21 protein-coding genes and 1 pseudogene are annotated in these 23305 nt (G+C 51.6%); 11 read left to right on the top strand and 11 right to left on the bottom strand.

Translation table 11 applies throughout. The annotated features are described in order from the left end of the window. Positions 1–6: 6 nt before the first annotated feature. The 8 genes from JS578_09770 to JS578_09735 all read right to left on the bottom strand — a co-directional run bounded on the left by JS578_09770 (position 7) and on the right by JS578_09735 (position 7306). Complete coding sequence (locus JS578_09770) at positions 7–345, bottom strand: NifB/NifX family molybdenum-iron cluster-binding protein (GenBank protein ID QRX63156.1); 339 nt, start codon at positions 343–345, stop codon at positions 7–9. Continuing rightward, positions 342–593, bottom strand: a complete 252-nt coding sequence (locus tag JS578_09765; protein ID QRX63155.1) for a hypothetical protein — start codon at positions 591–593, stop codon at positions 342–344. Before JS578_09765 ends, JS578_09770 begins: the two co-directional genes overlap by 4 nt. A gap of 23 nt (positions 594–616) precedes the next feature. Continuing rightward, on the bottom strand, positions 617–940 hold the full coding sequence (locus JS578_09760) for a hypothetical protein (protein QRX63154.1): 324 nt from the start codon (positions 938–940) through the stop codon (positions 617–619). 284 nt (positions 941–1224) lie between these two features. After that, positions 1225–2223 carry a lipoate--protein ligase gene (locus JS578_09755; protein QRX63153.1) on the bottom strand — a complete coding sequence of 333 codons (999 nt, stop codon included), beginning with the start codon at positions 2221–2223 and terminating at the stop codon, positions 1225–1227. Between the two features lie 201 nt (positions 2224–2424). Then, positions 2425–4134 carry a dihydrolipoyl dehydrogenase gene (lpdA, locus tag JS578_09750; protein ID QRX63152.1) on the bottom strand — a complete coding sequence of 570 codons (1710 nt, stop codon included), beginning with the start codon at positions 4132–4134 and terminating at the stop codon, positions 2425–2427. Positions 4135–4152: 18 nt separating this feature from the next. After that, positions 4153–5277 carry a dihydrolipoamide acetyltransferase gene (locus JS578_09745; protein QRX63151.1) on the bottom strand — a complete coding sequence of 375 codons (1125 nt, stop codon included), beginning with the start codon at positions 5275–5277 and terminating at the stop codon, positions 4153–4155. Between the two features lie 11 nt (positions 5278–5288). Next, positions 5289–6290 (bottom strand): alpha-ketoacid dehydrogenase subunit beta, encoded by a 1002-nt coding sequence (locus tag JS578_09740; protein QRX63150.1) that lies wholly within the window; start codon positions 6288–6290, stop codon positions 5289–5291. A 23-nt stretch (positions 6291–6313) separates the two neighbouring features. Continuing rightward, a complete protein-coding gene (locus JS578_09735; GenBank protein ID QRX63149.1) occupies positions 6314–7306 on the bottom strand; it encodes a thiamine pyrophosphate-dependent dehydrogenase E1 component subunit alpha in 993 nt (330 codons plus the stop codon). A 246-nt stretch (positions 7307–7552) separates the two neighbouring features. Between JS578_09735 and JS578_09730 the strand changes: the two genes are divergently transcribed. The 7 genes and pseudogenes from JS578_09730 (at position 7553) to JS578_09700 (ending at position 15089) form a co-directional block, all read left to right on the top strand. Further along, a complete protein-coding gene (locus tag JS578_09730; GenBank protein ID QRX63148.1) occupies positions 7553–8764 on the top strand; it encodes a transposase in 1212 nt (403 codons plus the stop codon). Between the two features lie 202 nt (positions 8765–8966). Then, positions 8967–10178, top strand: coding sequence for a transposase (locus JS578_09725; protein ID QRX63147.1), 1212 nt, complete (start codon positions 8967–8969; stop codon positions 10176–10178). Positions 10179–10366: 188 nt separating this feature from the next. After that, entirely contained in the window at positions 10367–10801 is a 435-nt protein-coding gene (locus JS578_09720) for an Rrf2 family transcriptional regulator (GenBank protein ID QRX63146.1), read from the top strand. Between the two features lie 85 nt (positions 10802–10886). Then, positions 10887–11336: a hypothetical protein gene (locus JS578_09715; GenBank protein QRX63145.1), complete on the top strand. Its 450-nt coding sequence runs from the start codon at positions 10887–10889 to the stop codon at positions 11334–11336. Between the two features lie 29 nt (positions 11337–11365). Beyond that, positions 11366–13584: pseudogene (locus JS578_09710) on the top strand (nitric-oxide reductase large subunit). A 74-nt stretch (positions 13585–13658) separates the two neighbouring features. After that, on the top strand, positions 13659–14384 hold the full coding sequence (ric, locus tag JS578_09705; protein QRX63144.1) for an iron-sulfur cluster repair di-iron protein: 726 nt from the start codon (positions 13659–13661) through the stop codon (positions 14382–14384). An 81-nt stretch (positions 14385–14465) separates the two neighbouring features. Beyond that, complete coding sequence (locus JS578_09700) at positions 14466–15089, top strand: thiamine diphosphokinase (GenBank protein ID QRX63143.1); 624 nt, start codon at positions 14466–14468, stop codon at positions 15087–15089. Here the strand turns inward: JS578_09700 and recO are convergent. Continuing rightward, a complete protein-coding gene (gene recO, locus JS578_09695) occupies positions 15086–15808 on the bottom strand; it encodes a DNA repair protein RecO (GenBank protein ID QRX63142.1) in 723 nt (240 codons plus the stop codon). The genes JS578_09700 and recO overlap by 4 nt on opposite strands. 117 nt (positions 15809–15925) lie before the next feature. Then, positions 15926–16276 (bottom strand): 50S ribosomal protein L19, encoded by a 351-nt coding sequence (gene rplS, locus JS578_09690; GenBank protein ID QRX63141.1) that lies wholly within the window; start codon positions 16274–16276, stop codon positions 15926–15928. Between the two features lie 239 nt (positions 16277–16515). Here rplS and JS578_09685 point away from each other — a divergent pair, with 239 nt between their 5' ends. The 4 genes from JS578_09685 to aroB are packed head-to-tail and all read left to right on the top strand — an operon-like array spanning position 16516 to position 22175. Continuing rightward, positions 16516–17274: a 5'-nucleotidase C-terminal domain-containing protein gene (locus JS578_09685; protein QRX63140.1), complete on the top strand. Its 759-nt coding sequence runs from the start codon at positions 16516–16518 to the stop codon at positions 17272–17274. A gap of 5 nt (positions 17275–17279) precedes the next feature. Beyond that, positions 17280–18107 (top strand): metallophosphoesterase, encoded by an 828-nt coding sequence (locus JS578_09680; GenBank protein ID QRX63139.1) that lies wholly within the window; start codon positions 17280–17282, stop codon positions 18105–18107. Between the two features lie 39 nt (positions 18108–18146). Beyond that, complete coding sequence (locus JS578_09675; protein ID QRX64983.1) at positions 18147–21110, top strand: serine hydrolase; 2964 nt, start codon at positions 18147–18149, stop codon at positions 21108–21110. 9 nt (positions 21111–21119) lie between these two features. Beyond that, positions 21120–22175, top strand: a complete 1056-nt coding sequence (aroB, locus tag JS578_09670; protein ID QRX63138.1) for a 3-dehydroquinate synthase — start codon at positions 21120–21122, stop codon at positions 22173–22175. 36 nt (positions 22176–22211) lie between these two features. Here aroB and JS578_09665 read toward each other — a convergent pair whose 3' ends face one another. Then, entirely contained in the window at positions 22212–23288 is a 1077-nt protein-coding gene (locus tag JS578_09665) for a glycosyltransferase (protein ID QRX63137.1), read from the bottom strand. Positions 23289–23305 lie beyond the last annotated feature (17 nt).

The raw sequence follows: 23305 nt of genomic DNA, 5'->3' as shown, positions 1-23305 counted from the left end.
ACCCTTCTAGTGATCACAGGCATTGAGTCCGGTGAGCAGTGACTGCTGAAAGTAATCACTAACCAACTCCCGCGGGCTCTTATACTCAGCACCTATGTGTACCCTGATTTGTTGTTTTTCGAACAGACGTATGGCTTTTTGTCCGATCCCGGCCGCAATCACCTCCGTGACACCTCTCTCCGAGAGCCAAGCAGGCAACAATCCCGGTTCATGCGGAGGAGGAGTCACTAATGCTTCGTTCTGTATGGCTCCATCCTCCGTTTCGATGATGGCAAACTGCTGACAATGGCCAAAGTGCTGACAAAGTCTTCCCTCTTCGAGGGGTATTGCAATCACCTGCTTCATCCCATTGGTCTTCTACCGGTTCCCTCTCTTCTCCTCATTCTCTCGCCTTGTCCTTGTCCCTGGCCCATACCTTTGCCGGCACCTTGACCCATACCCCTGCCGGCACCCTGCCGGAAAGGAGCATTCATCCCGCTACCTGCTGGAGCATCACTGTTGTTGGACTCTCTGTTCACCGGGTTACAACGTCCCCGTCCTCTTCCACTCATCGGGCCCTCTCCTTCGGGGCCTCTCCTGTTCATTCCTGGCATAATAATCTCCTTTTGTTTTTTGTTTAGTTGTTACGTCTGATCATCTGAATCACCTCTTCCACACTCCTTAGGTTGTCATCGATCGGATCCATCTCTATTCCGAGCTGTTTCGCAACCGATGCAGCCTTGTCCCCCAGATGGCCGGTGATTATCTTCCCGGCTCGTTTCGAGGCAATCAGCTGCATTGCGGCAGGCCCCGCTCCCTCGTTGTGATCCCTATTGGGGTTATCTACAACTTCCACCGATTCGTTATCGGTGTCATAAATGACAAAACAGTTGCAGCGTCCGAAGCGCTTATCCGGGAGGGCTGTCAGCTCTTTGCCGGATGATGTAATGGCTACTTTCATAGGATGTTTTTATTCCTGATTGATTCATGAGATCGTCAACATTGGCAATCTATCTGTTTCACGCAGCAAATGTAATGAACATATGTTCTATTTGCAAACAAAATCTCTACAATTATTACCACGCAAAGAAAAAAAAGCAGATGCCAAAACGATGTTCGTCGAATAGCCTAAATTTTCCTGCCACTGACCCTCTGCATCTTGGGATTCGATTTAATCAGTCACATCAGGGTAGGCAAGTAAACAGGTTCGCTCCCTGTACCGCCGGAACAAGAAAATGATTTTGCTTAACTGCCGACAATCGCCTCCGTCAGTTCCTCCCTGGTGAAGCCTGCGAAGAATCGGGAGATATCCATCTCCGCTAGCGCATCCCTCACCTCACCGGCTGTATACCTCACACCCTGAAGCTGTTCCTCAAGTGGGCTCAGGTCGGCCTCTCGGCCGAAGAACGTGCCGAAGAAACGGATATCGGCGATGCGTCCTTTCCGCAGGTTCAGGAATACCTGTACTTTACCTGCCGCGAAACGGCGCTCGCGCACCACCTCGGCCACCGGGTTAGTGCCGAAGTTCCACTCCCAACTGCCGAACTTTTCACGACGTGTCTGTTCGATGGCCTGCAACTCATCTTCGCTAAAGTGATACTCCACCATCTCTGGATAGTGTTGTTTCATGTGAGCAAGTATCTTCTCAGCGAACAGCTTCACGTTGATCTTTTCCGGCAGGTTTGGAAGGATGTTGTCCACACGGCTACGAACCGACTTTACACCCTTTGCCTCCACCCCCTCCCTTGAGGTCTCCAGTGCCTGCGAGAGCACCGTCAGGTCGGTGTTAAAGAGCAGGCAGCCGTGGTGCATTACCCGTCCGTCGTGGTAGGCCTGGGCGTTACCGCATATCTTTTTCCCTTCAATGGTGATGTCGTTGCGGCCGGAGAACTCTGCTGTCACCCCCAGCTCTGTCAAGGTCTCAATCACTGGCTGCGAGAATGTTTTAAAGTCAAACGCTCCCTCACCCTTCTCCTCATTAGAGATGATGGTGTAGTTAAGGTTGTTCAGGTCGTGGTAGACCGCCCCGCCGCCGGTAATGCGACGAACCACATGGATCCCATGCTCTTCCACGTAACGGCTGTTGATCTCGGCCAGGGTATTCTGATTCTTGCCAACGATGATTGACGGCTCGTTGATCCAGAGGATGAATATCTTGCCGAAATGCCTCAGATGCTTGAAGCAGTACTCCTCCAACGCGATGTTGTGGTCGGGCTTGTTGTTTTTATTGACAATATAGATCATTGTTATGTTGTGACGTTGTTAAGTCATTACGTTGTGAGGTTGTGAGGTTTATTCCGAAATATCGAAAACCAAGAAACAGTGAACCGACAAACGATTCAATCTGTAGAAATAAAAAAGAAGACCGATTATCCACCCTTCGAAAGTGTCAACCGGTCTTCTTCTAAATATATTTGACCTATTAAGTCTCTAGGGTTAAAGTGATCATTTCTTTTTCTTCGGGATATGAATCGCTTCGCCAAGTACGTCGGCAAATGCCTCGATCAGCGCCTCAGAGTAGGTGGGGTGACCGTAGATGGTCTGCACCGCCTCTTCCACCGTGATTTCCATTTCCATGATCACCGATGCCTGGGTGATGATCTCAGCGGCAGAGGGTCCGATGATGTGGACACCCAGCACTTCGCCGTAGCGATTGTCGGCAATCACCTTCACGAAGCCAACCGCATCGCCCGAAGCGAGGGCACGTCCGTTGGCGGAGAAGTTGAACCGCCCGATGCGGATATCATCATACTTCTCACGTGCCTGCTCCTCGGTCATCCCCACCTGGGCTACCTCGGGAGAGGTGTATACCACAGAGGGTGCCGAGAGGAGGTTCACCTTGCGGTGGTTGCCCTTCACTGCGTTCTCAGCGGCCACCTCACCCATGCGGAAGGCCACGTGTGCCAGCATCTTGATGCCGTTCACATCGCCGGGGGCGTAGATCCCCTTCACGCTGGTTTCCATGTATTCGTTCACCTTGACCTTGCCCCTTTCAGTCTCCAGCTTCACCTCACCCAGACCCTCCAAGTCGGGTGTACGGCCGATGGAAATGAGTGCCTTGTCGGCAACTACCGGATCCTTGCCTTCAATGCGTACCTCCAGCTTGTCACCCTTGTCCACGATCTCGGTGATGCGGGTAGAGGTTAACACCTCAATTCCTTTTTTCTTCATGTGGCGAAGAAGTTCTGCCGACACTTCCTGGTCGAGGGTGGGCACGATACGATCCATCATCTCGATAATAATCACCTTTGATCCCAGACCTGCGAAAGACTGTCCCATCTCGGTTCCTATCACGCCGCCGCCGATGACGGCGAGCGTGCCGGGCACCTCCTTGACAGCCAGCAGTTCATCGCTGGTGAGCACCTTGTCGCTCTCGATGCCTGGGATGTTGATCCTTGAAGCCTTTGAACCTCCTGCCAGGATGATCTTGTCCGCCTTGATGATCTGCGAGTCGTTGACCACCACATCATTGTTCTTGTTGATGCGCCCCACACCCTGGTAGATATCCACACCATTGCTCTTGAGCAGGGCTACCACACCGCTGGTGAGTTTCTTCACCACGCCGTTCTTGTACTCCTGCACCTTAGCCATGTCAATTTTGATCATGGAACTGTCGATGATGATTCCGCGCGAGGCCGCAGCCTGAATATGCTCGATGATCTCAGCATTTTTCAGGTAGGTTTTGGTGGGGATACAACCCACGTTGAGGCAGGTGCCCCCAAAGGTGCCCTTCTCCACGATGGCCACCTTGGCGCCCAGCTGTGCCGCACGAATTGCAGCCACATAGCCGGCGGGACCGCCTCCGATAACCACCACCTGGTAGTTGTCCTCCAGTCGTATCATTCGCTTCTCCTCATCGCTCTCTTTCGCCCCGGTATCTTCGATCACCTCGGGCATCAGTGTGTCGGCCGACTCGTTCTCGGAGCCGATGTAGCCGATCACCTCCGTCACCGGTACGGTCTCTCCGTCCTGGCGTACGATCTTCAGCAGGATACCCGTGGCTTCCGCCTCTAGCTCCATGCTGGTCTTGTCGGTCATGATCTCAAGGATGATCTCCCCCTCTTTGACGGGATCGCCCTCACTCTTCAACCACTTCACAATTTGTCCCTCGGTCATGTCGATACCGGCCTTGGGCATGATGATTTCAAAAGCCATATTTCTATTTTTTCTTGTTTATATCAAAAGGGTCATCGGGTTCTCCAGCAGCGCCTTCAGGTCGGTCATAAACTTTGCGGCTGTGAGGCCGTCAATGATCCGATGGTCGCTGGTGAGGCTGATCTTCATGATGGGGCGAACCACCGCCTCACCATTTATCGGGACAATCCGTTCGTGCGTGGAGGCCACGCTCAGGATAGCCGCGTTGGGCTGGTTGATGATGGCTGTGAACTCATCCACACCGTACATCCCCAGATTGCTGATCGAGAAGGTACTTCCCGCCTGTTCATCGGGCAACAGCTTCTTGGAAAAGGTACGCTCGGTGAGGTCCTTGATAGCTACCACGAACTCACTCAGGCTCATTCTATCGGCATTCTTCACCACCGGCACCAGCAGCCCCTCATCCATGCCTACCGCCATACCGAGATTCACATAGTTGTGGTAGGTGATCTCGGTACCCTCCTTGTTAAGGCTGGCGTTGATCGACTTGTGTTTCATCAGCGTCTTCACCACCGCCACCGAGATCAGGTCGGTTACTGTCAGCTTCTTCCCTGTTTTCTCCTTGATGGGTTCGATAAGCTGCTTACGCAGGGCCAGCAGGTTGGTCATGTCTACCTCCCAGGTTTGGATGAAAGAGGGAATACCAAAGTAGCTTTCCATCATCCGCTTTGAGATGATCTTGCGCATCTGTGTCATTGGCACCGTCTCGGTGCTGCCCGCGGGGGCGGCAGAAGCAGTTGATACTGCCGGTGTAGTAGTTTTGGCTGGTGAAGGTGCGGCAGCTTGTTGTGAGGGCTGCTGTACAGCTGCCGGCGTCCTGGGGGGTGCCGCGGGTTCAGCCAGCTTGTCGCGGGTCAGCATCGCTTTCACCTGCGGGTCGGCAATTAGCTGTAGCACATCTTCCTTCATGATTTTGTGGTTGTGGCCGCTGCCCTTGATTCCTTTCAGTTCAATATTGTGCTCCTCGGCAATGCGGCGGGCCAACGGGGAGACATGTACCTTCTCCTCGTAATTGAAGCCGGCGATGTCGTCGCGGTGTATGCGTCCCTTGTAACCGGTGCCGGTCACGTTGGTCAGCTTCACCCCGAGGCGTCTCGCCAGTGCTCTTGCAGCCGGTGTTGCCCTTAGTTTAACTGTTTCCATTCAATCCCTTTTTAGCGGTTGTTGACTAACTTGAGAATGTATTTCTTGATCCTCTCCACGCTGGGAATCATCGCAGCCTCGAGGGTCTGGTTGTAGGGGATGGGCACATCCTCACCCGCAAGGCGTAAGATGCGTCCATCAAGGTAATCGAAGGCGTCGCTCTCGGCAATGGTGGCAGCCACCTCGCCAATGAAACCTCCAGTCTTGTGGGCATCGTTCACCAGCAGGACCTTGCCGGTCTTCTTCACCGACTCCAGCACGGTATCTTTGTCGAGCGGCTTGAGGGTTCGCAAATCGACCACCTCAACGCTCACTCCTTCGGCCTCCTCCACCTCTTTGGCAGCCTGCATCACCCTTTCGAGCATCCGTCCGTAAGTGATCACCGAAACATCTTTACCCTCCTTTTTGATATCGGCCTTGCCGATGGGTAGCACAAAGTCGGGATCAAGGGGTACCTCGCCTTTCATGTTAAACTGCGCCTTGTACTCGAGGAAGATCACCGGGTTGTTGTCACGTATAGCCGCCTTGAGGATTCCTTTCACGTCAGCCGGGGTACCGGGGGCCACCACTTTCAGTCCCGGGATATGGGTGAACCATGCTTCGAGCGACTGTGAGTGTTGAGCAGCGGAGCCTACACCACCGCCGGCGGCACAGCGGAAGACCACGGGGATCTGCCCCTTACCACCGAACATATACCTTGTTTTGGCTGCCTGGTTCACGATGTTGTCCATCATGTAGACTACAAAATCCATGAAAGTGACATCCACGATGGGACGCATGCCTGTCATGGCGGCACCGATGGCAGCACCGGAGATGGCGTTCTCCGAGATGGGGGTGTCGCGCACCCGCTCCTTACCGAACTCATCGAGCATCCCAACCGAAGTTCCGAAGTCGCCTCCGAAGATCCCTACATCCTCACCCATGAGGAATACGCTTTCGTCGCGCCGCATCTCTTCCGACATGGCCATAATGATGGCATCGCGGACAGACATTATTTTCGTTTCTTTTTCCATTGATTATCGTGTGCTGTTGTTTTTTAATCTGCGTAAATATCTTCGAAGGCGGACTCCAGGGTGGGTTCGGGACTGCTCAGCGCGAACTTGACCGACTCTTCCACTGCTGCCAGCGAAGCATCGTTCAGTTCATCCAGCTCTTTTTCAGAAGCAATCTTATTCTCAATAAGGTAATTGCGAAAACGGGTAATGGGATCCTTCTGCTTCCACTCGTCTACCTCCTCCTTGGTGCGATACTTGCCGGGGTCGGAGGTTGAGTGTCCAAGCCAGCGGTAAGTGATAGCTTCCACCAGTACAGGGCCGTTGCCGTCACGCACGTATTTTACGATCTCCTCGAACTTGTTGTAAACCGCCATCAGGTCGTTTCCATCTTCGATGAAGTGACCCGGGATGCCGTAGGATGCTGCCCGCTGGTAGTTGTAGTCGATGTTGATCACATCCTTGATGGGGGTACTGATGCCATAGAGGTTGTTGATCGAATAGAAGATCACCGGCAGGTCCCAGATTGAAGCCATGTTCATTGTCTCATGAAAGGTACCCTCATTCACGGCACCATCACCGAAGAAGCAGACCACGATCTTGCCGGTCTTCTTCATCTTTTGTGTAAGCGCCGCACCGATAGCCATCCCCATACCGCCGCCTACGATACCGTTGGCTCCCAGGTTACCGTTGTCCAAGTCGGCAATGTGCATGGAACCACCCTTACCCTTGCAGGTTCCGGTGGCCTTCCCCATGATCTCCGCCATCATTCCGTTCAGGTCGATCTCCAGGGCAATGCTTTGTCCGTGACCGCGGTGATTGGAGGTAATCATATCGAAACCTTTCTCGATGGCAGCTACCGCCCCCACATTGGCCGCCTCTTCACCAATAGAGAAGTGGGTCATTCCGGGAATCATCCCTTTTCTTACCAGCTTGTTAACCTTACTGTCGAAATTGCGGATGTCCAACATCATCCGATGCATGTGCAACATCTTCTCTTTCGATAAATTGCTTTTAGTTGATTTTGTTTTCGCCATAGCAGCTTCCTTATTGTATTTTGTTTGTAGTTTTCTACATAATTAGAATGAGTCTACTTAACAACACTATTTCAAACTTATTGTTTGTAGGGGCCTGTTTTTTATATTTTATTAAATCTCAATACTTCGGTAAATATTCAATTAACTAATTAAAATTCAATGATTTACGCAACATAGTTTAACATAAAAAAGATGGTTAAGCAGCTGATTATCAGTATCTTTATAGCTGATGAAAGCCTAATAAAGATGGATAAAACCAGCATACTTAACCAATATAGAGGTATCTGTAGTGATGTTCTTGGTGAACTAACTGCGAAGTTAAACAAAAGTTTCAAATCATTCCTTATGGAGACGCTAATTTTGTATCTGGTCATTCCCGGCAGGATTAATTTCCTACAATTGGGGAGATATGGCAAGTCGTGTGAACAGCGATTTCGCCAGAACTTCTCGAAGGATTTTGATTGGCTGGAGTTTAACTTGTCTTTGTCTGATAGGGTATTAACCGGAGATCGCAAGGCAATTGCCATTGATCCCAGTTATATAACCAAATCAGGAAAGAATACCCCTTGGATTGGTTACTTCTGGTCGGGTGCAGCCGGTCAGGCGAAAAGAGGTTTGGAAATCCTGGGAGTGGGCCTTATAGACGTCGACAACAAGGATTGTATCAGTCTACAGGCCGTTCAGACTCCGGACCGTCAAACCCTGGAGAGTCGTGATGCCAACCTGATTGACTGGTACCTGCTGGTCATTAAATCGATGCGGGATAAACTCCATCGGACAAGCCGTTACGTGGTTGCCGATGCCTACTTCGCAAAGAACAACTTTGTTACGGGTCTGCAAGAGATGAAATTTGATCTGGTCAGCCGTTTCAGGGATGATGCCGCACTTTATTATCCAACACTGCAGAAACCAACGGGCAAGAAAGGCAGGCCTAAACTCTACGACGGAAAGATTGATATGGCCAACCTGGATACAACCAGAGTGCAAAAGATCAATGTTGATAACGGTGATCTCTACACCTTGGTAGCCTATTCCAAATCACTTAAACAGATGGTCAGGCTTGTCGTCTGGTATTCCAAAGATGGGAAAAAGCCAAAACTGTTCTTCTCTACCAATCCTAAGATGAGTGGAAAAGATGTTATAGAATTTTACCGCACCCGTTTTCAGATCGAGTTTTGCTTCAGGGATGCAAAAGGCTTCACAGGACTGATGCAATCGCAGGCAAGGGATGTAGCAAAGCTATCGTTCAACTTTAATGCATCTCTTACCTCGGTTAACCTGGCAAAGGTGTTGGCAAAGGAGAGAGGCATCCCCTTTTCGATGGCATCATGTAAAACGATGATACACAACGCTTATCTGCTTGAACGATTTATTTGCGTGTCTGGCATTAAACCGAACAGAAGATTAAATGATAAACTTGTCAAAGAACTCATTGAGTTTGCAGCAATTGCTGCGTGACTCGAAACTATATTTTTAACGAACTATTGATAAAGCATTTGCTTCAAATATTCATTTTTGTACTGTTGCGTTTAACAATACTTCGGTAAATATTCAATTAACTGATTAGAATTCAATGATTTACATAACATAGTTTAACATAAAAAAGATGGCTAAGTAGCTGATTATCAGTAGCTTTATAGCTGATGAAAGCCTAATAAAGATGGATAGAACCAGCATACTTAACCAATATAGAGGTATCTGTAGTGATGTTCTTGGTGAACTAACTACGAAGTTAAACAAAAGTTTCAAATCATTCCTTATGGAGACGCTTATTTTGTATCTGGTCATTCCCGGGAGGATTAATTTCCTACAATTAGGGAGATATGGCAAGTCGTGTGAACAGCGATTTCGCCAGAACTTCTCGAAGGATTTTGATTGGCTGGAGTTTAACTTGTCTTTGTCTGATAGGGTATTAACCGGAGATCGCAAGGCTATTGCCATTGATCCCAGTTATATAACCAAATCAGGAAAGAATACCCCTTGGATTGGTTACTTCTGGTCGGGTGCAGCCGGTCAGGCGAAAAGGGGATTGGAAATCCTGGGAGTGGGCCTTATAGACGTCGACAACAAGGATTGCATCAGTCTACAGGCCGTTCAGACTCCGGACCGTCAAACCCTGGAGAGTCGCGAGGCCAACCTGATCGACTGGTACCTGCTGGTCCTTGAATCGATGCAGGAGAAACTCCATCGGACAAGCCGTTACGTGGTTGCTGATGCCTACTTCGCAAAGAACAACTTCGTTACGGGTCTGCAAGAGATGAAGTTTGATCTGGTCAGCCGTTTCAGGGATGACGCCGCACTTTATTATCCAACACTGCAGAAACCAACGGGCAAGAAAGGAAGGCCTAAACTCTACGACGGTAAGATTGACATGGCCAACCTGGATACAACCAGAGTGCAAAAGATCAATATTGATAACGGTGATCTCTACACCTTGATAGCCTATTCCAAATCACTTAGACAGATGGTCAGGCTTGTCATCTGGTATTTCAAAGATGGGAAAAAACCAAAACTGTTCTTCTCTACCAATCCTAAGATGAGTGGAAAAGATGTTATAGAATTTTACCGCACCCGTTTTCAGATCGAGTTTTGCTTCAGGGATGCAAAAGGCTTCACAGGACTGATGCAATCGCAGGCAAGGGATGTAGCAAAGCTATCGTTCAACTTTAATGCATCTCTTACCTCAGTCAACCTGGCAAAGGTACTGGCAAAGGAGAGAGGCATCTCTTTTTCGATGGCATCATGTAAAACAATGATACACAACGCTTACTTGCTTGAACGATTTATTTGCGTGTCTGGCATTAAACCGAACAGAAGATTAAAAGATAAACTTGTCAAAGAACTCATTGAGTTTGCAGCCATTGCTGCATGACTCTAAACTATATTTTTAACGAACTATTGAAATCTTAAACATACAAAAAAAATCACATCCCGACACTCTTCAAATAGAAAAATGTCAGGTCAGACTAAAAACAATGGCACAAAGGTAAAAAAAGATTTACGATATTTTTGTCGCAATTTAAAAAGATTTCCTATCTTTGAAGCGTTAAATGCTAAAAGATGTTTTCAAAAACATGTGAACATGGTATCCGGGCAATGCTCTACATCGCTTCTCAATCTCTGAATGAGAGGCGGGTAAAGATTGGTGACATCATCCGGCAAACAGGATCACCCGAAGCTTTCACCGGCAAGATCCTGGGGCTCCTCTCCCGACACGGGCTGGTCGATTCTTACACGGGACCTGCTGGCGGCTTCGAGATCAAAAAGGAAAAAATAAGGCAGATCACTATTGAACAGATCGTGCGTGCCATCGACGGCAATGAGTTTTTTGAAGGATGTGCCCTGGGGCTCTCCCATTGCGACGAGAAAAACCCCTGTCCGATGCATCACTCTGTGGTGAAGATCCGGGAGAACATGTTCTACGTGTTGCAGCATACCAGCCTCCATGACCTGGTAACCAAACAGAAAAATATAGAGCTGATATTGAAGCGTTAAATTTTTGTCTTTATTTACGACTTTTTTATCGTAAACAAAGAAAGGTGATGATTAATCAGGAGTGAGCCAAATACACCCGCCATATATGTACCCATTACAGCAAACCTTCAAACAAGCCGCCCTACCGGCCACCTTTCTCTGGATCGGATTTGTCTCGGCAATCAGCTTCATGGAAGCCTGGCTCAAGTTCAGGGCTCCCGGAATCACCCTGCCCCTGGGACTGGGAATTGGTAGCCTTGTCTTCAAAGCACTGAACCTGATGGAGTGGCTCTTCGCACTACTCATCGCAGCAAGATTTATTCTGAACCGAAGAAGAGAGAGGAGAAGCAGCGTTACCCAATATGGGATCATCATGATACTGCTTCTAATCCAGACTCTCTGGCTGCTGCCGGCACTCGATGCACGCATCCCCCTCTACCAGCAGGGGCTGGAGGTACCCTCCTCTCCTTTACACATCTATTACGTGGTGGCAGAGGTATTCAAGGTGACCCTTCTAATTATCGTTGGAATCGGATTTCTGAAAGAAGCGAGATAAACCTATCAATCATCCATTAAAAAAAACCTATGACACAGAAAAAACTTTGGATTGCATTCGCCCTGGTGGTCGGCATCTCCTTTGCCGTGTTGCTCTATTACGGCAACCAAATCTATCAGCAGGCACCGCCCGTACCGGAGCGGGTCACCAATGAAGAGGGGCAACTGCTCTTCACCGGCCAGGACATCAAGGATGGTCAGAACATCTGGCAGAGCATTGGCGGTCAGGAGGTGGGCAGCGTCTGGGGGCATGGCGCCTATGTGGCACCTGACTGGACAGCCGACTACCTGCATGCACCGCGAGGCACAGTACCTGGTCGCAGGAGGAGCAGGGTAAAACATTCGAACAGCTCACCGAGGTGGAGCAGGCAGCCATGGAACGCCGCCTGCAGGAGTTTCTGCGTAAGAATAGCTACAACGAGAAAACCTCCACCCTGGTAATCCACAGCCAGCGCTATGATGCCTTCCGGGAACTCTTCGGACACTATGCCGGCCTCTTCATGGATGACCCGGCGCTCGATGAACTGCGCGCCGACTATGCCATCGCGCGCAACAGCATCCGCTCGGAGGAGCGGATGGAGAAGATGGCGCAGTTTTTCTTCTGGGCCTCATGGGCATGCGTCACTGAGCGGCCAGGATCCGATGTCACCTACACCCACAACTGGCCGCCCGACGAGCAGATAGGTAACGTGGCCACCAGCGACCTGGTGTTGTGGACAGGCTTCAGTATCATCATGCTGCTACTGGGCATCGGCATCATGATCTTTCTGCAGGCACGCACCCGCGAGGAAGAACCCCTGAAACCGGTCTCCGACCCCTTGATGAACCAAAACATCACCCCCTCCATGTGGGCGGTGAAAAAATATTTTTGGGTCGTGAACCTGTTGATCCTGGCACAGGTCCTGCTGGGGGTGATCACCGCACACTACGGCGTGGAGGGTGACGGCTTCTACGGCATCGACATCGCCTCCTTCATCCCCTACTCCATCACACGCACCTGGCACATCCAGATCGCTATCTTCTGGATTGCCACCGCCTGGCTGGCCACTGGTCTCTACATCGCTCCCTCGCTGAGCGGCAGGGATCCGAAATACCAGAGACTGGGAGTCAACGTCCTCTTCGGGGCACTGCTAATCGTGGTGGCCGGCTCCCTCATTGGGCAATGGTTCGGTGTGATGCAGCGGCTCAACTTGGTGGATAACTTCTGGTTCGGACACCAAGGGTATGAGTATGTGGACCTGGGACGTTTCTGGCAGATCCTGCTGGTGGTAGGCCTCTTCCTATGGCTGGCACTAATGGTGCGCCCCATCCTGCCAATCATCCGCAAGGGTACCTCCGAAAAGGGGTTGCTCATCCTCTTCCTGATTTCCTGCGCCGCCATCGCTCTCTTCTACGGTGCGGGACTGATGTGGGGACGCACCACCAACCTGGCGGTTGCCGAGTACTGGCGCTGGTGGGTGGTACATCTCTGGGTGGAAGGGTTCTTCGAGGTGTTCGCCACGGTAGTGGCCGCCTTCCTCTTCACCCGTATGGGACTGCTGGGCATCCGCTCCGCGACACACAACGTATTGTTCGCCACCATCATCTTCCTCACCGGTGGCATCCTGGGCACCTTCCACCACCTCTACTTCACCGGCACACCCACCGGTGTGATGGCGCTGGGAGCTACCTTCAGTGCGCTGGAGGTGGTACCGTTGGTGCTGATTGGCTTTGAGGCCTACCACAACTACCGGCTGAGCAAGGCCACCGAATGGCTCAAGGACTATAAGTGGCCTATCTACTTCCTGCTCTCGGTCTCCTTCTGGAACTTCCTGGGTGCCGGTATCTTCGGATTCATCATCAACCCACCCATCGCCCTCTTCTACATGCAAGGGCTGAACACCACACCGGTGCATGGACACGCCGCCCTCTTCGGAGTCTACGGCATGCTGGGTATCGGTCTGATCCTCTTCGTGCTGCACAGCATGTATCGCAAGCAGCAGTGGAACAACAAGCTGATCAGCTTCACCTTCTGGTCGCTCAACATCGGACTGTTGCTGATGGTGTTGCTGAGCCTGCTGCCGGTGGGACTGATGCAGACTGTGGCCAGCGTGAAGGAGGGGATGTGGTACGCCCGCTCAGCCGAGTTCATGCAGGAGCCGTTGGTCAACACCTTCAAGTGGCTACGCACCATCGGTGACACCATCTTCGCGGTGGGTACACTGACCCTCTTCTGGTTTGTCTACCGGCTCACCCTCCTGAAAAAATAACATTCACCGGGAGGAGAACGTTCCCGGGAGCCAGCAACGGTTCCCGGGTAACACCTCCCACAAATAGCAAGCTTATGGAAATCAACAAAAACAGCAATATCGGACAAATTGTGGCGGAGAACTACAAGGCTGCCGCGGTGTTCAAGAAGCATGGCATCGACTTCTGCTGCAACGGCAACCGCACCATCGAAAGGGCTGCCGGCAAGAAGGAGAGTGGTCCGGATCAACTGATCCGGGAACTGAAGGAGGCCATGGCAGAGAAAAATAACGGCGGCATCGACTTCAACACCTTCCCGCATGACCTGCTGGCCGATTACATCGAGAAGACGCACCATCGCTACGTGACGCAAAAGATCAGCGAGATTACCCCCTTCCTGCGCAAGATTGTGGAGGTACATGGAATGAACCATCCCGATCTGATGGAGGTGGAACGGCTCTTTCTGCAGTCGGCGGGGGACCTGTCGGCGCACCTGAAAAAAGAGGAGCTGATGCTCTTTCCATACATCCGGGGAGTGGTCAAGGCTCAACTCAGCGGCGGCAACAAGCCGAAGAGCGTGATCGGCTCAGCTGCCGCATACATCGCTGAGATGGAAAAGGAGCATGATGCGGAGGGTGAACGGTTTCGCACCATCAGTGCGCTGACCGATCACTACACCCCCCCAGAGGATGCCTGCAGCACCTACCGCGTCACCTTCAGCATGCTGGAGGAATTCGAGGAGGACCTGCACCGGCACATCCACCTGGAGAACAACATCCTCTTCCCCAAGGCAGTGATACTCGAAGAGCAGCTGCCACATTGAACAACTGAAGCACAAAATTTGGAGATGTGATCGCAGGGCGGTTGCCGCATCTTTAGTATCTTTGTACTAAAACAAATCTCGATGAACGTTTCACGATCGACTTCCGCCCTGATCATCGCCAACGGTCGCTACCCGGAACATGCCATGCCGCTCTCCCTGATCCGGGAGGCTTCCTTTATCGTTTGCACTGATGGTGCAGCCAACGACTTTATCGCACGAGGGGGCGTTCCCGATGCGATTGTGGGCGACTGCGACTCCATCTCACAGGAGAACAGGGAGCGCTTCGCCGCAATCATCCATCCCAGTGCCGATCAGGAGACCAACGACCTTACCAAGTCGGTGCAATACTGCGTTGCAGAGGGTCGCAAGGAGATTGTCATTGTGGGAGGCACCGGTAGACGGGAAGACCACACCTTGGGCAACATCTCCCTGCTTGCGGAGTACTGCCAATTGGCACAGGTTGTGATGGTCACCAACTGGGGTCTCTTCACTCCCATAGCGGGCAGCACCACCTTTCAAAGTTTCAGGGGAGAACAGGTATCGATATTCGCCATCGATACTGTGCCTCTGACTACCAGCGGATTGAAGTATCCACTTCAACAGAGGGTGCTTACCAACTGGTGGCAGGGCTCACTCAACGAGTCAACCGGCGACAATTTCAGGATTGAAACTGAAGGAAGAATGATCGTTTTTCAGGCTTATTAACCCAGCTCCCGCAAGACGTCGAGTGATTTGAGTGGGGGAAAGTCGTATGTGTGCAGCCGGTAATACTCCAGCAGAGAGTCCACAATCTTGTTGCGCTGGCTGCGAGACAGGTGGAAGAGATGCATGTTGCCGTAGTGCATCCGTTTCAGCAGTTGAAGATAAGCACTCTGTTCTCTGTTCAGGTAATGGCTGTGCAGCGGTGCGTAACTGGTAAACTCCCCATTCATCAGATCAAAAAAGCGGTTGTTCCCCGCACCCTCCATGTTGGGGCTGATACCCATGAAGCGAGTCAGTCCCAACATAAAAGCGAGGTGAAAATTGGCAACCCCCTTTTCTGTCGCCTCCAGTGTCTCCAACGAATTCTTCAGATAGTCGAAAAGCAATTCGTTGTGATCCGACTCATGCAGCAGCCGGGTGAGTAGTTCCGACAGGAAGAAAGTCAGAGAGATCTTTGCCATCTGGCTGTTGATCTCATAGAGGGGAAACTGACGCGTTGCGTCCCTGATACGCTGCAGGTCGCGTAATGGCTTGTGCTCAACCTCCAACCAAAGCAATGTCAGTGGAGCAAAAAGTGATATATTGATCTTCGATTTTCTACCCTTCGATCGTGGCAACAAGTAAGAGACCCTCCCAAAATCACGCGTGAAGAGCTGCGTGATGGAATAGGTGTCACTGTAGGGAATGGTCGACAGTACAATGCCCTGGGTCTTGTGCAACATCTCTTCGCTTAACGTTAGTCACTTACAGCTACAAATGTAGCAAATTCCGGTGGTCTGTATAGAAAAAACGCTCCGGAATCATCCGGAGCGTCACAATATCTCTCATACTGAAGATGATCAATACAATTTTTTCTTGATGCGGGCAGCCTTGCCACGCAGTTTGCGCAGATAATAAAGTTTGGTTCTGCGTACCTTACCCTGGCTGTTAAGAGTGATCTCTTCGATGAAGGGTGAGTTCATCGGGAAGATACGCTCCACGCCAATGTTATCCGACATTTTGCGTACAGTGAAGCGTTTTGCATCACCATGACCGGAGATTTTAATCACCACACCGCGGTAGAGCTGGATACGCTCTTTGTTACCTTCGGCAATGCGATAGGCCACCGTGATGGTGTCACCGCTCCTGAAATTGGGGAATTCCTTCTTTTCTTTGGCAAAAGAGGCTTCCGCTACTTTAAGTAAGTCCATCCTATAATAAGCTTTATGTTAATAATTAACCTGTGTGAACGCAATGTAACGGCATGTTGACCGACAGAGATTACGCAAAGCGGATGCAAAGGTAGTAAATCCAAATGAAACCACCATACAAATAACCAATTAATCCACATTTTTTGTGCAGTTCTTGATGCACTGAGGAAAAAACCCTATTTTTGAGCTGCGTAACAATTGTTTCGACACACCCCAACCCAACAATGAGATTCAACAACATGAAAATGAAAACATTCGGGATCCTCCTTACGGCATTGATCCTTCTATCCTGCAAACCGCAATACCATATTGCAGAGATGAGCGGCTCCATCACCGAGATGAACAACAGCTTTGACTCCCCACAACATGCAGCCATGCATGCCCTGGTATACTCCTACAAGAGTGAGCTGGACGAAAAGATGAACGAGGTGATTGCCACCTCCGAGCAGGCGATGATGTATGGGCGACCGGAGAGCTTGCTGACCAACTTTACCTCCGATGTAATGAAAGCATATGGCGATGAGCAGCTGGAGGAAGGAGCCGATGTGGCGATGATGAATGTACACGGGCACCGAGCGTCGATGCCCAAAGGTGAGATCACGGTAGGCAACCTCTACGAGATCTACTCTTTCGACAACGCCATCACCTTTCTTGAGATTAAAGGGAGCGACCTGATAGAGCTCTTCAACGCCTATGCGCGCATAGGCGGTGCAGGCATCTCTTCCAACGTGCGATTGGTCATCGATAACCGCAGTGTCAAAGAGGTAACCCTCGACGGGAAAGCAATCAATGCAGAACAGATATATCGGGTGGTCACGCTCGACTATCTGGCAGAGGGGAACGACAACATGAGCGCCATGCGCAATGCCATCAGGCAACACAACACCGGTGTCACCCTGCGAGACGTGATGATTGACCATGTAAAAGAGGAGAGCCGCCGGGGCAACCCAATCCGCTCAACCCTCGACGGACGAATAACCATAACCAATCAAGAGTGAACAAGATGAAAAAAACGACTCTCACCCTGCTGCTGTTGCTGACGATCCTCGTCACGGCCTCTGCCCAGAAACAGCTAGTGATCATACATACCAACGACACCCACAGCCGCATCGAACCGCTGCCCGCGGGTGACCGCCATGCTCCCGACAAGGGAGGTGTGGAGCGGCGCATCAACTACATTGAACAAATGCGCGCTGAGCATGAAAACCTGTTACTCTTCGATGCAGGTGATTTCCTGCAAGGCACTCCATACTTCAACCTATTCAAGGGAGAGGCAGAAGTGAAGGCGATGAACCTGATGGGATACGATGCTGTGACCCTTGGCAACCATGAGTTCGACTATGGACTGGAGGTGTTGGAGGAGGTGGTGAAAGCTGCCCACTTCCCCATCGTTTCGAGCAATTACGATTTCAGCAAGACACCCCTCGCAGGAAAGATCAAGCCCTACCTCATCCTGAAAAGAGGAGGCGTGAAAATCGGAGTGATGGGAATCAACATCCAGCCTAAGGGGCTTGTCTCCTCGGCCAACTACGAGGGCATGGAGTATCTCGACCCGGTGACCACCTCCAACATGCTCGCCTACCGGTTGCGCACACAATACGGGTGCGACTTGGTGGTGGCTCTCTCTCACCTTGGATACCAACACGACACGAGGCTGGCAGAGGCTTCCCGAAACATCGACATCATCATCGGCGGGCACAGTCACACCTACATGGAAGAACCCGATGTCCGTAAGAACATGGACAACCGTGAGGTGCTAATCTACCAGACTGCCGGCAGAGGAGTCTATGTGGGACGAATCAACGTGACGATGGAGAAAATAAAGAAATAAAAACGAACAGACCTTCACGAGACAATGCGAAAATGTGTAATGCTTTTTACCCTGGGTGCAATCCTCTTTTCAGGTGGGGTACAGGCACAGGTGCCCGTCACGCTCTATGAACAAGCAGACAAAGAGAAGATGAACCGCTGGGTAGATTCCATCTACACACAACTCACCACAGATCAGAAGATAGGACAGCTCTTCATGCCAATCGTTGAGACCGGCAGCGGTTGGAAAAAGCGCATCGCGGGATACATTGCAGAGCAGAAAATAGGGGGCCTGCTCTTCTCAAAGAGCAAGCTGAGCAACCAGGCCGACGTGACCAACTATGCACAGAACCTCTCACCCATACCGTTGCTCATCGCGCTCGACGGAGAGTGGGGCCTTGCCATGCGACTGACCGATGCACCCAGATATCCGCGCAACCAGGTGATTGGTGCCATACAGGACGAGGAGACAATACGACACTACGGCAACGAGGTGGCACGGCAGTGCCGCGAAATGGGTATCCATGTCAACTTCGCACCCTCTGTCGATGTGCATACCAACCCCGCCAACCCCATTATCGGGAACCGCTCATACGGAGAGAATCCCCAAAAGGTGGCCCGCCAGGCGATCGCCTTTGCCAGCGGAATGGAAGAGAAGGGTGTGATTGCGGTGGCCAAACACTTCCCCGGCCACGGCGACACCTCCGATGATTCACATCACACGCTGCCGCTGATTACCCATGACACCCTGCGGCTCGATTCAGTGGAGCTTTATCCGTTTCGGGAATACATCAATGCCGGCCTTTCCGGCATCATGATGGGCCACCTGAATGTACCTGCTCTCAACACGAAGGGGTTGCCGGCGTCGCTCTCGCCGGAGATCGTCACAGCTTTGCTGCGTGAAAAGATGGGATTCAAAGGGCTCACCTTCACCGATGCAATGGCCATGAAGGGAGTATCTGATCAGCCCGATGCCAGCGTGAAGGCACTATTGGCCGGCAACGACATCCTGTTGGGAGAGGCAAACCTCTCAAAAGCTTTCCTTTCTGTCAGGAAAGCGGTTGAAGAGGGTGTACTCCCCGACTCGCTACTGGAAGAGAAGGTAAGAAGAATCCTTGCCTACAAATACATCGTCGGCCTCGACACAATCGTTCCCATAGACCATTCAAAAGTTCACAACAGAGTGAACAACCCTGGTGCAGTATGGATGCAACGTAAGATCTACGACAAAGCAATCACCCTGTTGAAGAATGAAACTGAGCTGATACCATTCAAAAAGCTGGAGCGGCTGAAGATTGCATCGGTTGCCGTAGATGCCCCCGATGACAACCCCTTTCAACAGTACCTCAACAAGTATGGGAAGGTGACCACCTTCACACCATCCTCCTCATCGATCGGTGCCCTGCTTGAAAAACTGGATGCATTCGATCTGGTCATCATCTCACTGCACAAAGACAAAATTGACGACTCCGTTCATCTGCAACAATTGGCAAAATCGAAGAAAAGCGTGGTGGTACTCTTCACCCCTCCGTCACAACTGCATCGTTTCAGTAAAACGGCACAAGAGGCTTCCGTGCTACTGCTGGCATACGACGCTTCGGAGGCTGCACAGTTCAGTGCCGCACAGGCACTCTTCGGCGGCATCGCCCTCTCGGGGCGACTACCTGTAGCCGCCGGCAACTACCCCGAAGGAGCAGGTCTTCAGACGGAAAAGATACGACTCGGCTATTCGCTGCCGGAGGAGGTGGGAATCAACTCTGAAAAGCTGGAAGGGATTGAACAGATCGCCCTGGAGGGCATCCGCCAGCGGGCCTACCCCGGATGTCAGATCCTGGTGGCAAAAGATGGAGTGGTAATCTATGAAAGATCGTTTGGCACACTCGACTATGGATCGGATGAAGAGGTAACCGCTCAGACAATCTATGACTTGGCATCAGTCACCAAGGCAGCCGCCACACTGCCGGCGGTGATGAAACTGTTCGATGAGAAAAAAATGCGGCTGCAGGATCCCATCAGCAAGTTTGTAAAAGAGACACGGGGGAGTGACAAAGCATCTGCCACCATCCGCTCGCTGCTCTTTCACGAATCGGGCATCACCTCTTTTATCCCTTACTACACCAGTGCGATCGACGCGAAAAGCTACGAAGGCACCCTGTTCGGCCGCAAGTCGTCACGCTACCATGTCCGCTATGCCGGTGTCTGGGCGCGCACCGACTACTCCTTCCTGCCCGATTTGATCTCCCGCAAACAGTCGGAACGATTTCACATGCCCGTAGCCAAAAAACTGTATGCCAGCAACAAGATGCACGATGCACTGCTGCGCGACATCATTCAGTCGCCCCTGCGGCGAAAGGGACGCTATCTCTACAGCTGTCTCAACTTCATGCTGCTCAAGGAAGCGGTGGAAGCCGCCACCGGAAACAACCTCGACAGCTATGTGAAGGATAACTTCTACCGTAAGCTGGGAGCCAACAACATCACCTTTCGCCCCCTGGAGCAACACCCGGAGGAACTGATCGCCCCCACCGAAGATGACCCCTTCTTCCGGCGACAGCACCTGCGCGGATATGTACATGATGAGGGAGCTGCCCTCTTCGGCGGTATCTCCGGGAATGCCGGCCTCTTTTCCAACAGCAACGACCTGGTCAAACTGAGTCAGATGTTGTTGAATGGCGGAAGTTACGGAGGTGAGCAGCTGCTCAGCCCTGAGACTGTCAGGCTCTTCACCACCATGAAGAGCAGCATCAGCCGGCGCGGCCTGGGCTTCGACAAGCCCGACCCGGGCAACAGTAAGCTAAGCCCTACCAGTCCCGCCACGCCTGTGGAGGTATATGGACACACCGGCTTCACCGGCACCAGTTTCTGGATAGACCCGGTGAACAACATGATCTACATCTTTCTCTCCAACCGTGTCAACCCTTCGCGCGCGCCCAACCGTTTCTCTACGCTGAGCATTCGCGAACGGGTACAGGAAGAGATCTACCAGGCCCTGCGGACCGATTCACCCATCACAAACCAACAGTAACAAGAGACGATGCAAAAGGTTATCAAGAGCAGCCAGTTGGTTGCCGACACAGAAAAAATTATCCGTAACACCCGCTACGACAAACTTTTCATCCTCACCGATGACAACACGCACCGGCATTGCCTGCCGTTGCTCAGCAACCTGCCACAGATCAGCGACGCCACAGAGATTGTGATCCCCGCCGATGACATCAATAAGACCATCTCCACACTTTCGATGGTATGGGAACAACTCACTGCGGGAGGAGCCACCCGCCACTCGCTGCTCATCAACCTGGGCGGAGGAATGGTCACCGATCTGGGAGGCTTTGCTGCCGCCACCTTCAAGCGGGGCATTCGTTACATCAACATCCCCACCACACTCCTGGGCGCGGTCGATGCAGCCGTAGGCGGCAAGACCGGCATCAACTTTGGCGGCTACAAGAATGAGATTGGCTCCTTCTACCCTTCGGAGTTTGTCATCATCTTCTCCGACTTCTTCCGCACGCTGACACAGGAAGCCCTTCTTTCCGGCTATGCAGAGATGATCAAGCATGCATTGATCCACTCGGCGGCCGACCTTGACAAACTCATTGCCTTCCAACTCGACAAACCCGACTATGAACAGTTGAACGAGATGGTATTTCGTTCGGTTGGCATCAAGCGGCAGATTGTGGAGAAGGATCCCTACGAGCAGGATATACGCAAGGCGCTGAACCTGGGACACACCACTGCACACGCTTTCGAGAGCCACGCCCTTAAAGCAGGCACTCCTGTGCCACACGGCTTTGCCGTAGCATGGGGATTGATTGTTGAGCTTTACCTCTCACACCGCATCTGTCGTTTCCCCAAGGAGAAACTGCTGAAGACGGTACGGTTCATCCGGGAGCAGTACGGCTCCTTTGCAATCAGCTGCGATCATTATGAGCAACTCTATGAGATCGCACTCCATGACAAGAAGAACCGGGGAGGAGTAATCAATTTCACCTTGCTCTCAGAGATCGGAAACGTGCAGATAGACCAGACCGCAGACAAGAAACTCTTTTTTGAAGCGCTCGACTTCTATCGCGATTCGGTTGGATTGTAAACAGAACCCCGCGGGGTGGAAATTGTGCGGATTGATTCAACAAATCTCACGTATGAAACGCTCTTCAGCCTGGTGAACCCAGTCGCGAAACGTTTCATCAGGCTTGTAATGCGGAATGAAATCGACCAGCCGGTCCAGATCGAATCGTTTGCCGGCGATGCCCGCACCGGAGAGTGATGCATCTTGGGCATTGAACTCCTGCTCCACATGCACCGGGATCATCAGGATTGGTTTGCGGAAGTAGAGTGCTTCACAGAGCGATTCGAAGCCTGCAGTGGTGGCATAGGCCATGCTCCCGGCCATGCTGCTGAGGAACTTCTCATCATGGAGACGAGTGATCGTGAACCGATCATCCACCTGCACCTCCTCCGCGGCATCACTCTTGTCCCAGAAGAAGCGCAACGGCACCTCCGGATGGCGTGCATGCCAACGGGCAATCTCATCATAATAGCCCGCATTGAGCATGTAGCCGTGAATGTAATCGCCATCAGAGGGTACTGAGCGGAACACTTCCGCACGCAACAACGGGGGCACGGTAACAATCCGTTTGTCGGTTGCAGCAGGCATATCGCGAAAGGAGAGGGCCAGGATACGGGAAGCACGGTTGGAGGTGATGCGCGAGAGCATTCTTAGGAAATAGTACTTCACATCCTGTTCGGCACTGGTCTTGTAATTTGGATTCAGGAGGATGTACTGATGTGCCACACAGATCATCTCCACCCCCATCTTCTTGTCGAACCGGTAAATGCCATAAGCCATACCGGTGATCATCTCATAAAAATTGATCACCCTGTCGGGACGATACTCTTCAATCTTATGACGGATGTGCTGAAGGCTTTTACGGAAGATAAAGGGACGTGAGAAGTTGGTCGCCACACTCAACAGGATGTTGGGTCGCTTTTGTTTGTAGAAGGAGGTGAAGTTGGGGCTGTTGAAAGCAGTGACCGGTGCAGCAATTTTCTCGGAGAAGAAGGATGGTATCTCCCTGTTGTCGCTTTTACCCACCAGCACGGCCACCACTTCATGGCCCTGTTTACGCAGGATGGCAGCAAGCGAGAGCGCCTGCGTGTAGTGGCCTCTGCCTTCTCCCTGTACAGTGAACAAGAATCTCACAAAAAAAAGATTTTTGA

It is taken from the genome of Dysgonomonadaceae bacterium zrk40 (genome assembly GCA_016916535.1).
Lineage (GTDB): Bacteria > Bacteroidota > Bacteroidia > Bacteroidales > Dysgonomonadaceae > Proteiniphilum.
This window is presented reverse-complemented; position numbering and strand designations above follow the sequence as displayed.

Bases quoted from the DNA above. Each gene is read 5' to 3' on its own strand.
- JS578_09770 (QRX63156.1), bottom strand. From the start codon at position 345: ATGAAGCAGGTGATTGCAATACCCCTCGAAGAGGGAAGACTTTGTCAG.
- JS578_09765 (QRX63155.1), bottom strand. From the start codon at position 593: ATGCCAGGAATGAACAGGAGAGGCCCCGAAGGAGAGGGCCCGATGAGT.
- JS578_09760 (QRX63154.1), bottom strand. From the start codon at position 940: ATGAAAGTAGCCATTACATCATCCGGCAAAGAGCTGACAGCCCTCCCG.
- JS578_09755 (QRX63153.1), bottom strand. From the start codon at position 2,223: ATGATCTATATTGTCAATAAAAACAACAAGCCCGACCACAACATCGCG.
- lpdA (QRX63152.1), bottom strand. From the start codon at position 4,134: ATGGCTTTTGAAATCATCATGCCCAAGGCCGGTATCGACATGACCGAG.
- JS578_09745 (QRX63151.1), bottom strand. From the start codon at position 5,277: ATGGAAACAGTTAAACTAAGGGCAACACCGGCTGCAAGAGCACTGGCG.
- JS578_09740 (QRX63150.1), bottom strand. From the start codon at position 6,290: ATGGAAAAAGAAACGAAAATAATGTCTGTCCGCGATGCCATCATTATG.
- JS578_09735 (QRX63149.1), bottom strand. From the start codon at position 7,306: ATGGCGAAAACAAAATCAACTAAAAGCAATTTATCGAAAGAGAAGATG.
- JS578_09730 (QRX63148.1), top strand. From the start codon at position 7,553: ATGGATAAAACCAGCATACTTAACCAATATAGAGGTATCTGTAGTGAT.
- JS578_09725 (QRX63147.1), top strand. From the start codon at position 8,967: ATGGATAGAACCAGCATACTTAACCAATATAGAGGTATCTGTAGTGAT.
- JS578_09720 (QRX63146.1), top strand. From the start codon at position 10,367: ATGTTTTCAAAAACATGTGAACATGGTATCCGGGCAATGCTCTACATC.
- JS578_09715 (QRX63145.1), top strand. From the start codon at position 10,887: ATGTACCCATTACAGCAAACCTTCAAACAAGCCGCCCTACCGGCCACC.
- ric (QRX63144.1), top strand. From the start codon at position 13,659: ATGGAAATCAACAAAAACAGCAATATCGGACAAATTGTGGCGGAGAAC.
- JS578_09700 (QRX63143.1), top strand. From the start codon at position 14,466: ATGAACGTTTCACGATCGACTTCCGCCCTGATCATCGCCAACGGTCGC.
- recO (QRX63142.1), bottom strand. From the start codon at position 15,808: ATGTTGCACAAGACCCAGGGCATTGTACTGTCGACCATTCCCTACAGT.
- rplS (QRX63141.1), bottom strand. From the start codon at position 16,276: ATGGACTTACTTAAAGTAGCGGAAGCCTCTTTTGCCAAAGAAAAGAAG.
- JS578_09685 (QRX63140.1), top strand. From the start codon at position 16,516: ATGAAAATGAAAACATTCGGGATCCTCCTTACGGCATTGATCCTTCTA.
- JS578_09680 (QRX63139.1), top strand. From the start codon at position 17,280: ATGAAAAAAACGACTCTCACCCTGCTGCTGTTGCTGACGATCCTCGTC.
- JS578_09675 (QRX64983.1), top strand. From the start codon at position 18,147: ATGCTTTTTACCCTGGGTGCAATCCTCTTTTCAGGTGGGGTACAGGCA.
- aroB (QRX63138.1), top strand. From the start codon at position 21,120: ATGCAAAAGGTTATCAAGAGCAGCCAGTTGGTTGCCGACACAGAAAAA.